Source organism: Brevibacterium linens ATCC 9172, assembly GCF_900169165.1.
GTDB lineage: Bacteria > Actinomycetota > Actinomycetes > Actinomycetales > Brevibacteriaceae > Brevibacterium > Brevibacterium linens.
Genome location: NZ_FXYY01000013.1, coordinates 30,878 through 43,981, shown reverse-complemented (window position 1 = coordinate 43,981; position 13,104 = coordinate 30,878). Strand labels below are relative to the sequence as shown.

Annotated in this window: 14 protein-coding genes; 10 read left to right on the top strand and 4 right to left on the bottom strand. The window is 63.8% G+C overall.

Going from position 1 to position 13,104, the window contains the following annotated elements; genetic code table 11:
• Positions 1-2 precede the first annotated feature (2 nt).
• Positions 3-875, bottom strand: a complete 873-nt coding sequence (locus BLIN9172_RS11085; protein ID WP_101555174.1) for a formylglycine-generating enzyme family protein — start codon at positions 873-875, stop codon at positions 3-5.
• A gap of 414 nt (positions 876-1,289) precedes the next feature.
• Between BLIN9172_RS11085 and BLIN9172_RS11080 the strand changes: the two genes are divergently transcribed.
• Positions 1,290-2,078, top strand: a complete 789-nt coding sequence (locus BLIN9172_RS11080; protein WP_101555141.1) for a fructosamine kinase family protein — start codon at positions 1,290-1,292, stop codon at positions 2,076-2,078.
• Between the two features lie 2 nt (positions 2,079-2,080).
• Here the strand turns inward: BLIN9172_RS11080 and BLIN9172_RS18750 are convergent, their stop codons facing one another.
• On the bottom strand, positions 2,081-2,896 hold the full coding sequence (locus BLIN9172_RS18750) for a DUF4352 domain-containing protein (protein WP_101555140.1): 816 nt from the start codon (positions 2,894-2,896) through the stop codon (positions 2,081-2,083).
• A 159-nt stretch (positions 2,897-3,055) separates the two neighbouring features.
• On the opposite strand from BLIN9172_RS18750, the gene BLIN9172_RS11070 reads away from it, so the two are divergent.
• The 3 genes from BLIN9172_RS11070 to BLIN9172_RS11060 all read left to right on the top strand — a co-directional run bounded on the left by BLIN9172_RS11070 (position 3,056) and on the right by BLIN9172_RS11060 (position 6,054).
• The gene (locus BLIN9172_RS11070; RefSeq protein WP_240812089.1) at positions 3,056-4,477 is read left to right on the top strand and encodes a sensor histidine kinase; all 1,422 of its coding nucleotides are present in this window, start codon (positions 3,056-3,058) and stop codon (positions 4,475-4,477) included.
• A gap of 68 nt (positions 4,478-4,545) precedes the next feature.
• Entirely contained in the window at positions 4,546-5,211 is a 666-nt protein-coding gene (locus BLIN9172_RS11065) for a response regulator (protein WP_101555138.1), read from the top strand.
• A 108-nt stretch (positions 5,212-5,319) separates the two neighbouring features.
• Positions 5,320-6,054, top strand: a complete 735-nt coding sequence (locus BLIN9172_RS11060; RefSeq protein WP_240812088.1) for a phosphatase PAP2 family protein — start codon at positions 5,320-5,322, stop codon at positions 6,052-6,054.
• A 6-nt stretch (positions 6,055-6,060) separates the two neighbouring features.
• Here the strand turns inward: BLIN9172_RS11060 and BLIN9172_RS11055 are convergent, their stop codons facing one another.
• The gene (locus BLIN9172_RS11055) at positions 6,061-7,917 is read right to left on the bottom strand and encodes an acyl-CoA dehydrogenase (protein WP_240812087.1); all 1,857 of its coding nucleotides are present in this window, start codon (positions 7,915-7,917) and stop codon (positions 6,061-6,063) included.
• Between the two features lie 174 nt (positions 7,918-8,091).
• Between BLIN9172_RS11055 and BLIN9172_RS11050 the strand changes: the two genes are divergently transcribed.
• The 6 genes from BLIN9172_RS11050 to rraA all read left to right on the top strand — a co-directional run bounded on the left by BLIN9172_RS11050 (position 8,092) and on the right by rraA (position 12,446).
• The gene (locus tag BLIN9172_RS11050) at positions 8,092-8,319 is read left to right on the top strand and encodes a hypothetical protein (protein WP_101555136.1); all 228 of its coding nucleotides are present in this window, start codon (positions 8,092-8,094) and stop codon (positions 8,317-8,319) included.
• Positions 8,320-8,432: 113 nt separating this feature from the next.
• Complete coding sequence (locus BLIN9172_RS11045; RefSeq protein ID WP_101555135.1) at positions 8,433-8,705, top strand: hypothetical protein; 273 nt, start codon at positions 8,433-8,435, stop codon at positions 8,703-8,705.
• Positions 8,706-8,850: 145 nt separating this feature from the next.
• Positions 8,851-10,158 carry a dicarboxylate/amino acid:cation symporter gene (locus BLIN9172_RS11040; RefSeq protein ID WP_101555134.1) on the top strand — a complete coding sequence of 436 codons (1,308 nt, stop codon included), beginning with the start codon at positions 8,851-8,853 and terminating at the stop codon, positions 10,156-10,158.
• A gap of 211 nt (positions 10,159-10,369) precedes the next feature.
• Positions 10,370-10,834, top strand: a complete 465-nt coding sequence (locus BLIN9172_RS11035; RefSeq protein ID WP_101555133.1) for a hypothetical protein — start codon at positions 10,370-10,372, stop codon at positions 10,832-10,834.
• 83 nt (positions 10,835-10,917) lie between these two features.
• Positions 10,918-11,940, top strand: coding sequence for a D-cysteine desulfhydrase family protein (locus tag BLIN9172_RS11030; RefSeq protein ID WP_101555132.1), 1,023 nt, complete (start codon positions 10,918-10,920; stop codon positions 11,938-11,940).
• Between the two features lie 38 nt (positions 11,941-11,978).
• Positions 11,979-12,446, top strand: a complete 468-nt coding sequence (rraA, locus tag BLIN9172_RS11025; protein WP_025777722.1) for a ribonuclease E activity regulator RraA — start codon at positions 11,979-11,981, stop codon at positions 12,444-12,446.
• 12 nt (positions 12,447-12,458) lie between these two features.
• Here rraA and BLIN9172_RS11020 read toward each other — a convergent pair whose 3' ends face one another.
• Positions 12,459-12,968: a hypothetical protein gene (locus tag BLIN9172_RS11020; protein ID WP_101555131.1), complete on the bottom strand. Its 510-nt coding sequence runs from the start codon at positions 12,966-12,968 to the stop codon at positions 12,459-12,461.
• Positions 12,969-13,104: the final 136 nt, after the last annotated feature.

Below are 13,104 nucleotides of genomic sequence, written 5' to 3'. Positions count from 1 at the left end.
GCTCAGTGTGCCTCTCTGACGACCCGGAATCCGATATTCGACGCCGAGGAATCCGGTGTGTTCGAGGAGCGGGCTGCCACCCGATAGCGGTTGCAGTAGGAGTCGTGGCACAGGAACGATCCTCCGCGCATGATCCGCTTCTCTCCGGTGTCGGGACCGCGGGGATCGGAGTGCGGGGAATGCTGGTAGTAGTCGCGAGCGAACCAGTCGGCGCACCATTCCCATACATTGCCGACGGTGTTGTACAGGCCCAGACCGTTGGGGGTGAACTGTCGGGCCGGCGCGGTGCCGACGAACCCGTCGTCGAGGGTGTTCGTGCGCGGGAATTCGCCCTGCCAGATATTGCAGTTCCATTCCCCGTCGATCAGCAGCCGGTTGCCCCACGGATAACGGCGGCCCTTGAGTCCGCCGCGAGCGGCGAGTTCCCACTCGGCCTCGCTCGGCAGCCGTGTTCCGGACCATGCGCAGAAGGCGCGGGCATCATCCCAGCTGATGTGGGCGACGGGATGGTCGCCCCGACTGTCGATGGTGGATCCGGGCCCTTCGGGCGCGGCCCAGTTCGCCCCTGAGACTTCCACCCACCAAGGCACACCCGGCGCCTGCCCGAGGACGTGAGCTCGTGCTCCGGGATTGGATTCCAGGAGCATTGTGAACACCGCCGAGGTGCCCAGGTGCTCAGCCGTGGTGACATACCCGGTGTCAGCGACGAACCGGGCGAAATCATCGTTCGTCACGCTTGTCGTCGCGATCTCGAATTCGGTGAGGCTCACGCGGTGACGCGGTCCCTCACCGTCGGAGGGGTGCCCGTCGCCGAAGGGATCGCCCATGTCGAAGGTGCCGCCGGAAGTCACGAAGTCGAAGCTCAACGCAGGCATCGATTCCGAGCGCACAGCAGGACGAGCAACGGGGCTCGAAGGATGACTGCCCGCCGCCTCGGCACGGCTGACCGCCGGGGCGCAGCACGAATGGTCGTTCTGTTCCCCGGCGGCGCTCAGATCTCCGGTCGTCGTCACGTCTGGGCTCCCTTGTCTCTCCGGTTCCGCCTCTGCGTCGGGCAGAGTCTGGGTTCACCTTATGACCTCGGCAGGGGTCGGGGACAGTCCGGGTCATCTCGCTCAGGTGAAGAAAGCTGACTCCGCGGACAACTCAGACCATCGCCGCCGAGATCGAGGCAGGTCTGCTCACCGTCGACGATACGACCTCGTTGCGACTGCGGCCGGTCTCCTCGCCGAACATGGGCGCTGATCCGAGATCACACGGTCGATGGCTTCCCCGACTACCCTGTGCCCATGACTGATTTCCTCAAACTGCGGAAGTCCGCCCCGGACGGCTTCTTCGCCGCCGAGGCCGCGGGGCTGAAATGGTTGGCCGAACCGGGTGTGGTCCCGGTCGTCGAAGTGCTCGAACATGGGCCGGATTTTCTGCGGCTGCGCCGTCTCGAAGAAACCGGTCCCGACGCCGAGGCGGCCGCCGCCTTCGGTCGCGACCTCGCTCGGCTCCACGATGCCGGTGCTCCCGGGTTCGGATGGTCACCGGCCCCGCAGGCATTCTTCGGCCCCCTCGATCATCCCTTTGAGGTGCCCGCCGAGTCCGTCGGCGATTTCACCGGCTATTGGGCCGAGCAGCGCCTGCGCCCTTTGGTCACAGCGGTTGCCGGGGATCTCGAGGGTGAGGATCGGGCCATGATCGCCTCGGCGATCGATACCATCGCGTCGGGTGCCTTTGCCGGGATCTGTGGTGAGGGCGAGGAGGCACCGGCGCGCATCCATGGGGACCTGTGGGCGGGCAACCTCATGTGGACACCGACCGGGGTGACTCTCATCGATCCGGCCGCACACGGCGGTCACCGACTGGAAGACCTCGCCCTGCTCGCGCTCTTCGGCACCCCGTTCCTCGAGGAGATCTTCTCCGGCTACGAACGCGCCCACCCGATGCCGGACGGCTGGCAGGAGGACCTGCCGGCGCACAGCTTCTTCGCGCTGCTCGCTCACATTCGTCTGTTCGGGCGCGGGTTCCTCGGACAGACGGTCCGTGCCGCCCGGTCGGTCATCGCCCGGGCGGCACAGCTGGATCGGTGAGGTCACTTCAGGGAGATCTCCACCGGGTCGGAGAACAGTCCGCCGGCGAAGGTCAGTGTGGTCGGGTCGACGTCTTCGGGCACATCGAAGACGAGGACGCCCTCAGCGGTGTTTCCGGGATTGATCTCTTCGAGGAAGAGGATGTTGTCCTCGGCCGCATAGATGCCGGCTTCTGAATCCGCAGAGTAGGTGTTGCCGGAATCATCACCGAGTTTGATGTCGTCTTCGAAGAAGAAGCTCGGATCCGATCCGGTGTTCTTCACCGACAGTTCGACCTGGACGAACTGTCCCTGTGCCTGGGCGTTGAGGAATTCGTCACCGACCTGCGAGACACCATCGTCGACCTTGGCGACGGTGATCTCCCAGTCATCGGCAGCCACGGTGTCTCCGATACCGTACGAAGCGTCCTCGGCAGGCTTGTCCGCGGCTTCCTTCTCAGCGGCCTCATTCTCCGCAGACTCCCCCGACTGCTGGGCGTCGGACGAGCCGCTCTCCGAGGTGCCGGTGTCCTCTCCCCCGCCGCCGAGCGCGCTGGCAATGGCGATGACGACGATGACGACGAGCAGCCAGAACCACCAGCGTTTGAGCAGCGGTTTCTTCTGTTTCGGCGGCTTCTGGCCGTAGGGCTGCTGCGGGTAGCCGCCGGTCCCGTAGGCCGGTGCGTTCTGTGCCGGTCCCCACTGCTGGGGGCCAAAGTTCTGCGGCGAGGTCTGGTGCTGGGCGTTGTGAGGGGGCTGGTGCTGCGGGGACCACTGATGCTGGGGCTGTGGAGACTGCGGCTGCTGCGGGGTGTTCTGGGGATTCTGGGGATGGGACATGACGCTCCTTCGAAGCTGGATCTGGCTGACTGCTCCAGCTTCGTCCCGTCCGCGCTTCGGCGCGTCCACACTCGGGCTGGATCCTGCCAGCCGATCGGTTGACCTCCTCCAGCCTGAAGGTGGACTACGCGTGTCAGCCCCCGCGGTTACGATTCTCTTGTGTCAGAACAAACCGTCCCTCGCCGCAGGATCCCGCGCGGTGTGCGCATCGCCGGCAGCATCCTCATCGGTGTCATCGCCTATCTCTTCGGGTTCTTCACCTCGTCGATGGCGCTGACCGCGAACGCCTGGGCTTTCTCCGACGGGGAACTCAATGACACGGGGCTCGTGGCCGTCCTGCTGCTGTTCCTCGTGTGGGGACTCGTCTTCCTCCGACACAGATGGCCCTGGGTGCCTTTCGTCGCCGGAGCACTGCTCACAGCGGGGTGGGGCGATGCGCTGATGCTCCTCATTGCGGTCTTCCACCTCGTCATCCGAGCACCCCGGCGGCAGGCGATCATCGCCTCGGCGGTGAGCACCGGACTGATGGCGTTCTCCACGGTGAGGATGTGTCTGGCACCGCCGGAGCACAATCCGTTCAGCATCTTTTTCCTGCCCGACCCGGCACAGGTCACGGGACTCGAGGCGACCATCCCTCCGGAGGATTCGCACCTGGCGATCAGAATCATCACGATCGCAGCCGGCGTCATCGGATTGTGTACGGCGCTGGGGGTCGGCGCGCTTCTGCGTCGGACGCGGAGGATGAGAGCGGTCGAGTCGATCGCCGAACGGCAAGCACAGCGCAATGAGTCGCTCACGGCCGAGATCGCGCGGCAGTCCGAACGAGAGCTCTTGGCACGCGAACTTCACGACACGCTCTCCCACCGCCTATCGGTGATCTCGCTGCACACCGGCGCCCTTGAGGTCGGAGCACAGACCGACCCCGAGGTCGCTTCGACGGCGTCAGCTCTGCGGGAGGAGGCCCGCGCGTCACTGGAGGATCTGCGTCATCTGGTGGGTGGCGTGAGGAACGGCGATCTGGCTGATCCGCGGCCGGGCCATGAGAACTCGTCCCCTCCGAGCCGCGCAACGATGGCTGCGATTCCCGAACTCATCTCCTCCGTGGCGTCCACCGGCACGGTCATCCGTCCACTCATCGTCATCCAGGACGTGGACTCGTGCCCGCCCGCGCTCGACCGTGCGGCCTATCGAATCGTCCAGGAGGCACTGACGAACGCGATGAAACATGCGCCGAATCTGCCGGTGACGGTGGACATCGCAGTCTCGGCGGCCCGCGGCATCCGGATCTCAGTGAGCAATCCGCTCCCCAGCGCTCCAGGCCCAGTCGATGTTCCGCCGCGCCCACGATATGCGCCGGGACCGGCGCGAGGAGCCGGTGCCGGCGCGCCCGATCACGGACCGGGACCGGCCGGTCACCGCCCGGGTCCGCAGGACGCTCAGTTGGGATCGACCGGATCGGGATCCGGTCTGGTCGGCATCCGCGAGCGCACCGAGATGTTCGGCGGCGAAGCGTCGATCGGGGTGTTCGGCAATGAGTTCCGTGTCCAGGTGTGCTTTCGATCCCTCTCACCCCAGACCTGAGGCGATGCGGAACAGGGACTTCCGCGCCGCGCCGGTCCGTGTCATGGGCCTCGGGTATTGTGACGATCATGAACCAAGCCGCCCCGATCCGAGTCATGGTCGTCGATGACGATCCCATGGTCATCACCGGGATCCGGGGAATCCTCCAGGCCGCCGACGGCATCGACGTCGTCGCCTCGGCGCTGAGCGGGGAAGAGTCCATCGAGAAGGCGTCTCTGCACTATCCCGATGTCGTGCTCATGGACATACGGATGCCGGGAATCGGCGGGATCGAAGCCACCCAGCGTCTGCTCAACAGCGTACGACCGCCGAAAGTGGTGTCCCTGACGAGCATGAGCAGTGACGAGCACCTCTTCAACGCGCTCGAAGCGGGGGCCGCCGGATACCTGCTCAAAGACATCGGCCCTGTGGAACTCGCCGCCGCAGTCCGCAAGGTCCACGCCGGTGAGCCCATTCTCGCCCCGCAGTCCATGCGGCAGGTCATCGCCAAGGTCAGGTCGAGCTCCGATCATCGTCTGCAGCAGGAGGCCGTGGCCCTGCTGTCGGAGCTCACCGACCGCGAGCGCCAGGTCGCCGAGCTCGTGGCCGAAGGTCTGTCGAATCCGGAGATCGCCGAGGAGACATTCATGAGTCTGGCCACGGTCAAGACTCACCTCAACCGAATCAACGTCAAGCTGGACACGAACAACCGCGTGCGCATCGCCACGATGGTGGTTCGTGCCCGCAGGCACTGACCTCAACAATGCGACTGGTAGTTTCCTTCGGGAATCCTCGCAAGAATTCACCGTTTCTTTATCCCCCACAGCAGAAGTGATTGTCCACCCCGTCTAAAATCGACCTTGATGGTTGCTGAACACTATGTCGAATCCGAGAAGACGATCAGCAGCCCCTCAGATCGCAGTCAGTGGACGGTACGAGCACAGGGGTTGCTGTCCTGGGCAACCTCATTCTGGGTCTTGGCAATCGCCTTCGTCGTCGTCACAATCGCTGCGGCCGGTCCACTGCGAGTCTGGGACTACAAGCTCAATCGACGATGGCTCTATCTCTTCGAGCCCGACCTCGTCTGGTTCTTTCAGCACATCCTCGATCCCATCGCAGGCCAGGCCGTCTGTCTTCCCGTTCTGGCGATCACCGCGATCGTTCTGGCACGCAGACGCCGGTCGTGGCGACCGATCGTCTTCGCGATCGCCGTCGAAGCCGCCTTCTATCTCGGCGTCGGTTCGCTCAAGGTCCTCTTCGCTCGACCGGCGACGACCCTGCACGATCCGCGGTTCTTCCACGGCGGTCTGATCGAGATCGGCGGCCGTGGGATCAGCTACCCATCCGGGCACGCAGCCGAAGCCGTACTCATCTACGGTGCTGTCGCCTACCTCATCGCCACTTACAGCAACGTCACCACCAGGACCGTACGCCTGCTGTGGTGGGGGGTCGCTGCGGTCAGCGTGAACTCAGTGGTCGTGTCCTTCATCCTCGGCTGGCACTGGGCCACCGACCTCATCGGGGGTCTGCTGATCGGCGGAGTCTTCCTGCGACTGCTCGTCATCGCCGACAGGCGAATTCCCGTTCTCAACTCCTGAAGGCTGTCACAGCCAGGTATCGTCGAGACCCGCGAACGTCGTCGCTCTGCTTTCAACGAGATCGAACCACGGTCCGGTCTGCGGCAGCTCGTGGGCGAAGAAATACCGCGCCGCGGCGATCTTGCCATTGAGGAACGCCGAATCGCCACGTGCGCCCGCGGTCGCTTCGGCCGCCATTCCCTGTTGCAGCCACAGCCACGCCATGGTTGTGTGGCCCACTGCTTCCAAATAGGTCCACGCATTGTCGAGGGCCACCATGGGATCTCCGCTCGACCACACTGCAGCGGTGACGGATTCGATCCGATCGACGGCTGACGTCAGCGCCGCGGTCTCAGCGGACCATTCGGAGCGGTCGGCCGCCTCGGCGAGGGTCTCGCGCATCTGCTCCAACAGCACCTGCAGACCCGCCCCGCCCTTCATGATGACCTTGCGCCCGAGGAGATCCTTGGCCTGGATGCCGTGCGTGCCCTCATGGATCGGGTTGAGCCGATTGTCGCGGTAGAGCTGTTCGACATCGTGATCGCGGGTGTAGCCGGCCCCGCCGAGAACCTGGATGGCGTGATCGTTGGCCTTCAGACACCACACGCTCGGCCAGCTCTTGACGATCGGGGTGAGCACATCCAGCAGCAGTGCGGCACGATCGCGGTCCGCCTCGGAATCAGCGGTTTCGGACTCATCGAGCAGGCGTGCGGCATAGAGGATGAGTCCCAGCCCGCCCTCGACGTAGCTCTTCGACGACAACAGCATGCGACGGACATCGGAGTGCTCAGCGATCGGGACCGGCGAAACCTCGGATCCATTGGCACCATCGGGACGACCCTGACGGCGGTCGCGGGCATAGCGGAGGGCATCGAGGTAACCGTGGTAGCCCAGTCCGACAGCACCGGCACCGACACCGATGCGGGCCTCGTTCATCATGTGGAACATGCAGGCCAGTCCCTGGCCCCGCTCCCCCACGAGGTAGCCGACGGCACCGGCAGAACCGGCCGGAGTGTGTGCGCCCTCGCCGAAGTTGAGCAGCGTGTTCGTCGTTCCGCGCCATCCCATCTTGTGGTTGAGCCCGGACAGGACGACATCATTGCGCTCACCGAGGCTCCCGTCGTCATTGACGAGGTACTTCGGGACGAGGAACAGGCTGAGTCCTTTGACACCCGGCTGGTCACCGTCGGCACGTGCCAGGACGAGGTGGACGATATTCTCCGAGAGCTCGTGATCGCCACCCGAGATCCACATCTTCGTGCCATGGACGCGGAAGGCATCGTCGCCGCTGTCGGGATCCGGTACAGCCTTCGTCGTGACGTCGCCCAACGAGGAGCCGACCTCGGGCTCGGACAGGCACATGGTGCCGAAGAAGCGACCGTCGAGCTCGGGCAGGACGTACTTCTCGATCTGCTCCTCGGTTCCATATTCGAGCAGCAGATTGGCGTTGGCCATGGTCAGCATCGGGTAGCTGGCGGTGCCGATATTGGCCGCCTGGAACCAGGCGAAGCAGGCCTTCGCGATCGCCTGCGGCAGCTGAATGCCGCCGACGCTCTCATCCATCGTCGCCGAAAGCAGGCCGATACCGGCGAACTGGTCGAGCGCAGCCTTGATCTCAGGAATCAGCGTCACCGAGGTGCCGTCGAAGGTCGGCTCGTTGAGGTCGGACTTGCGTGCATGAGTGGCGAACCGTTCCTTGGCGAGCTCCTCGCTGGCTTCGAGCACGGAGTCGAAGACCTCACGCGAATGGTCGGAGAAGCGAGGACGTTCGCAGAGTTCGTCGACCTTGAGCCAGTCATAGAGTTGGAACTCGATGTCCTTGGTGGAGAGGATGGATTCTGTCGCAGTCGTCAAGACGCCATTGCCTTCAATCTGTTCAGTCACGAGACCAAGCTATGGCTAATCATTCGTTAAGTAAAGTGATTCGCTCTCTCACGGTGCAAGGATTTGGCTGATGCCCAGCTGTGAGGTCTGCCAGACGCTTCCCACCTCTGGGTTTCGGCCCCCGGGAGAGCTATAATTCTCTCTACAATCTGCGTGGGAATGGGGCGAAGGATCATGACCGCAGAAACGAATCGATCGTCGAAGTTGGCCCAGACGATCAGACAGATCCCGAAGGCGTTCAAGAGCGCCAATATCGGCCAGGGGCAGAAAGTCGGCTATCGAGAAGACAGCTCCGAAGAACGGCTGCAAACCACGGCTGAGCACGAAGGAGTGAAGCTCTACCGCAATCCCGACGGCTCACATCTCGCCGTCGACGAATCCCACTCGAGCTACGATGACTGAACATCGGCTCTGTATCCGGCGCTGCGTCTGCAAGCGAGGCACCCCCTGGACGAATCAAAGAAAACGACTATGGTCACGAGTACAGCGTCTTCGCAGCAGTGAGGTGATGACAGATGACCGACCAGACTGATTCACAGAAGAAGGTCGACAAGATCAACGACAAGCTCGACGAGCTCGGGGCGAGGGCCAGCGGACCCGATGTCGCCTATGGTGCGACTCCCGGATATGCCGACGATGTATCCGAAGAGGACCTGGAGAAGCTCGCCGAAGCGGAAGGTGTGACCCTCCGACGCCTCCCGGACGGCTCGCATGAGGCGATCGACGAGTCCGCCGTGACTCCATCCTCGGACACTTCGAGCGCCGAGGATTCGTCAGCTGAGAGCTGATTCGTCGGCTCGAGCGAACATCGACAACCCGGTACATGGTCATCCATGTGCCGGGTGTCGCTGTGCCCCAGGTAGGATCGCCGGGGCCATGGCGCCACGCCGCACAGTCGGCGGAACAATGATGCTGATATGAAAGGCAGAGCCTATGCCCTCCCCCGACGCCTCGCCTGCGCAGACCTCCGTGACGAAGACGGAGCCGTCAGGCTTCCTCCGGATTCTGCGCAACTACCGCTTCCCGATCTTCATCCTCACAGGGGTGGTCATCGGCGCGATCATCGGCCTCGTCTTCGGGGAACGCGCCACCGTCATCAAGCCGTTCGGCACGCTGTTCATCAATATGATGTTCACTCTCGTCGTGCCGCTCGTGTTCTTCTCCATCGCCTCCGCGGTCGCGGGAATGTCCTCGGCGGCGCGACTCGGCAAGATCATGGGCAGTATGCTCGGAGTCTTCGCCGTCACCGGCATCGTCGCCTCCATCGTCATGGTCGCCGCGCTGCGCATCTTCAACGCCACCGACGGCGTCGAAGTGGAGATGCAGGAGCCGGAGAACGTCGAGGACGTCGGGCCCATCGGTGACCAGCTCGTCCAAACCGTCGTCGTCGACGACTTCTCGAAGATCCTGTCCGCCGAGCACATGCTCGCCCTCATCGTGTTCGCCGTCATCGTCGGCTTCGCCACCAGCAGGATCGGCGACGCCGGCAAGTCGTTCGCCCAGTTCCTCAATTCCGGCACCGAGGTGTTCCTCAAGTTCACCTCAATCATCATGTACTACGCCCCGATCGGCCTCGGCGCCTACTTCGCCGCACTCGTCGGCGACCTCGGCGCCCAGCTCGTGGGGGACTATGTTCGCGCCTTCCTCGTCTACTATCCGGTGGCGATCGCCTACTTCATCCTCGCCTTCACGTTCTACTCCTTCGTCTCCGGCGGCCGCCGAGGCGTCTCCCGCTTCTGGGGCAATATCCTCGAACCCACAGCGATCTCCTTGGGTACGTCGTCCTCGGTGGCGGCGATCCCAGCGAACCTGCGTGCCGGAGAGAAGATCGGAGTCCCACGGGACATCCGGGAGACGATCGTGCCGATCGGCGCCACGATCCACATGGAAGGATCGAGCCTGTCCGCGATCCTCAAGATCGCCTTCCTCTTTGCCGTGTTCCAGCGCGACTTCTTCACTCCGGAAAACATCCTCATCGCCATCGCCGTGGCGCTGCTGGCCGGAATGGTCATGGCAGGAATCCCCTCTGGCGGCTTCATCGGCGAGCTCATGATCATCACCCTCTACGGCTTCCCAGCAACGGCGCTGCCGATCGTCCAGATCATCGGAACCGTCATCGATCCGCCGGCCACCACGGTCAATGCGGTTGGCGACCAGGCGAGTTCGATGATGGTCGCTCGCATCCTCGATGGAAAGGACTGGATGGATCGGACAGAGGACGGTCACGATTCGGTTCCGTAACCGCTGTGAATCTGTCACAGTCCGGAATCCACGGATTCGGACAAGACTCCTTCTGACGGAATGTCTCGGAGATGTCATCGCAATGCAATAGAACCTCCGTATTTCCGACGACGCGTCTCAGCTTCTGTTCAGGCTCGGGGAATCGGCTCTCACCTGGGATGACGATACTCGATTCCAGCAATGTTCCTGTCCCGGAAGAGGAGAAGTCATCATGCCCGCCTTCATCAGCACTCACGCCGCAAAGTGGGGCGTCGCTGCACTAGCCGGTCTCACATCTCTGGGCCTCGCAGTCGGTCCGGCATCGGCCTCCGTTGATTCAGCACCCGCGCCCAGTGCCGCTCAGGCACCCGCGCCCAGTGCCGCTCAGGCACCCCAGAGTTCGGGACACCCGAAGGGTGCCGTCAAGTACGCGGACAAACTGATCACCGCCTACGGCATCGGTGATGACTCGGTCATGGATCGCCTCGCCACACGCAACGTCGTCGCTGCCCTCGCCGAACACAATGACGGGCACGCCACACGCTGGCACCGGACCTCAGCCGACTCCGGCAAGGGGTACACCTGGGTGTCCTACACGAACCTGGACACCCACGAGGTCATGACCCTGACGGTCAGAGACACCACCCCCGTGGGCAAGGGCGGCGACGCTGTTCGTGAGGTCGAGTCCGTCGGCTGAGGACGACCCGCTGTCATGCCGTTGCCCGAATCCTGAACGGTGTCTTGCCAGCTTCGCCGACCCGCTCGGTAGACTCGGGAACCATGGTCGCCCTGAACGAAATCCCCCGTCGCCGCTACACCGCGGGCGCGACACCGCTCGAGCATCTGCGGCGACTGTCCGCCGAGCTCGGCGGACCGCAGATCTGGATCAAACGCGATGACCGGCTGGGGCTGACACAGGGCGGGAACAAAACACGCAAGCTCGAGTACCTCATCGCCGACGCACTGAACCAGGGAGCGGACACGCTCATCACCGTCGGCGGGGTCCAGTCCAACCACTGTCGGCTGACCTTATCCGCTGCACGCGCCGAGGGCCTCGACTGCCATCTCATCGTCGAAGAGGACCTCGGACCCGACGGCACAGCACTCGGCCCAGCAGGGGCGAACCCTCCGGAGCACACGGGCAATTTCCTGCTCTTCGACCTCCTCGGCGCGGATTCGGTCACCGTGCTCGGCCACGGAGCTGACCTCCTCGGCGAGGCCGAGATTCTGGCCGAGAAGCTGCGCGGCGAGGGCAGGATCCCCTACATCATCCCCGTGGGCGGGTCGAATCCGATCGGCGCGCTCGGCTATGTCGACTGTGCCCACGAGCTGCTCGATCAGTTCGCCGAGGAGGGAGTGGACTCCCCCACGATCGTCACGCCCAGCGGCTCGGCCGGAATGCAGGCCGGGCTCATCGTCGGACTCCACAGCGCAGGAAGCACCGTCCCGATCATCGGCATCAACGTCAGCCGGTCACAAGCGGAGCAGGAACCGAAGATCGTCGACCTCGTCGATTCCACGGCGAGATTCCTCGACCTACCGCACGTTCCCCGCGATGCCACGACGGGACTCGGCGACTATGTCGGGACCGGCTACGCTCTGCCGACACCCGAGATGGCTGAGGCCGTGCGCCTCTTCGCCCGCACCGAGGGGATCCTCCTCGACCCCGTCTACACCGGCAAGGCTGCGGCCGGTCTCATCGACCTCATCAGATCCGGCCGCTTCCCTTCCGAGGACACGGTCGTCTTCGTCCACTCCGGCGGAGTCCCCGGACTCTACGCCCGCACCCAGGCGTTCACCTGAGCACCTCCCACCACCCACCATCGACGAAAGGCAGACAGATGACAGTTTCGACAGCAGACCTGTGGGACGAACGCGGCGACGACCTCTATTCGATCGCTCTGAACTTCGGCGACTTCGGAGCCAAGACCTCATTCTCCGGACCGGCCCGCACGATCCGCTGCTTCCAGGACAACGGACTGGTCAAGCAGACCCTCAATCAGCCAGGCGACGGCGCCGTGCTCGTCATCGACGGTGACGGTTCGATCGCCACCGCCCTCATGGGTGACATGATCGCCGAGGCCGGGGTCCGAAACGGCTGGAACGGAGTCGTCATCAACGGCGCTGTCCGCGACCGTGAAGCTCTGGCCGAGATGGAATTCGGAATCAAGGCTCTGGCCAGCAATCCGCGCAAGAGCGCGAAAGACGGTGCCGGTGAGATCGACGTGACCGTGGAGATCGGCGGCGCGACGATCCGCCCAGGAGCGATGGTCTTCGCCGACGCCGATGGTGTCGCCATCGAGAAATAGAGCAGCCGCGGCTCAGCGATGAATGGTGTCGAAGCTCTGTTCGGCTGAGTCCCAGATGTCGGCAACGTCGATCCGACCGTCAGCGGTGAGATCCTCGACGGTCGAACGGTCGTAGAGGTATCTCCATTCCCCCGCCGCGACGTCTCCCGTGACCACGAGGATGTCGTAGTCGAAGGCTGCCTGTGAGGTCGCCTGGACGATGAACGCCGTGGCTTCCAAGTCCTTGGCCCTGTTCTCATCGGAGGCGAACTCGACATGGAGGCGTTCGGGTTCGGCCTCCTGGTTGAAGTCGGGGTTCGTCTCGGACTCGAGACTCACCTCGACACCATCCAAGGACTGCGCCACATAATCCGCGAGCTCGTCGAGGGAGTCGAAGCCCTGCGCCACGACATCCAGAGTCGCCGTCGGAGTCGTTTCGGGTTCCGACGATGAGCCAGAATCGGAGCCGCAGCCACTGAGGGCGATGAGTGCGGCGGTCAGGAGCCCGGCGAAAGCAGGGGCGGACTTCGAATCGAACCTCATGGCACCAGCCTATCGACGAGAGTGCGCTGGTGCCGCATCGAGTCAGTCACTCAGAGCGTGGGGCTTCAATGGGATCGGATTCCCTTCGGCGCGGATCGGGAATAGGGTCATCAGCCTATTTGTTGAATGTTCAACT

Coding starts and splice junctions, on each gene's coding strand:
- BLIN9172_RS11085 (WP_101555174.1), bottom strand. CDS start 875: ATGCCTGCGTTGAGCTTCGACTTCGTGACTTCCGGCGGCACCTTCGAC.
- BLIN9172_RS11080 (WP_101555141.1), top strand. CDS start 1,290: ATGACTGATTTCCTCAAACTGCGGAAGTCCGCCCCGGACGGCTTCTTC.
- BLIN9172_RS18750 (WP_101555140.1), bottom strand. CDS start 2,896: ATGTCCCATCCCCAGAATCCCCAGAACACCCCGCAGCAGCCGCAGTCT.
- BLIN9172_RS11065 (WP_101555138.1), top strand. CDS start 4,546: ATGAACCAAGCCGCCCCGATCCGAGTCATGGTCGTCGATGACGATCCC.
- BLIN9172_RS11060 (WP_240812088.1), top strand. CDS start 5,320: ATGGTTGCTGAACACTATGTCGAATCCGAGAAGACGATCAGCAGCCCC.
- BLIN9172_RS11050 (WP_101555136.1), top strand. CDS start 8,092: ATGACCGCAGAAACGAATCGATCGTCGAAGTTGGCCCAGACGATCAGA.
- BLIN9172_RS11045 (WP_101555135.1), top strand. CDS start 8,433: ATGACCGACCAGACTGATTCACAGAAGAAGGTCGACAAGATCAACGAC.
- BLIN9172_RS11040 (WP_101555134.1), top strand. CDS start 8,851: ATGCCCTCCCCCGACGCCTCGCCTGCGCAGACCTCCGTGACGAAGACG.
- BLIN9172_RS11035 (WP_101555133.1), top strand. CDS start 10,370: ATGCCCGCCTTCATCAGCACTCACGCCGCAAAGTGGGGCGTCGCTGCA.
- BLIN9172_RS11030 (WP_101555132.1), top strand. CDS start 10,918: ATGGTCGCCCTGAACGAAATCCCCCGTCGCCGCTACACCGCGGGCGCG.
- rraA (WP_025777722.1), top strand. CDS start 11,979: ATGACAGTTTCGACAGCAGACCTGTGGGACGAACGCGGCGACGACCTC.
- BLIN9172_RS11020 (WP_101555131.1), bottom strand. CDS start 12,968: ATGAGGTTCGATTCGAAGTCCGCCCCTGCTTTCGCCGGGCTCCTGACC.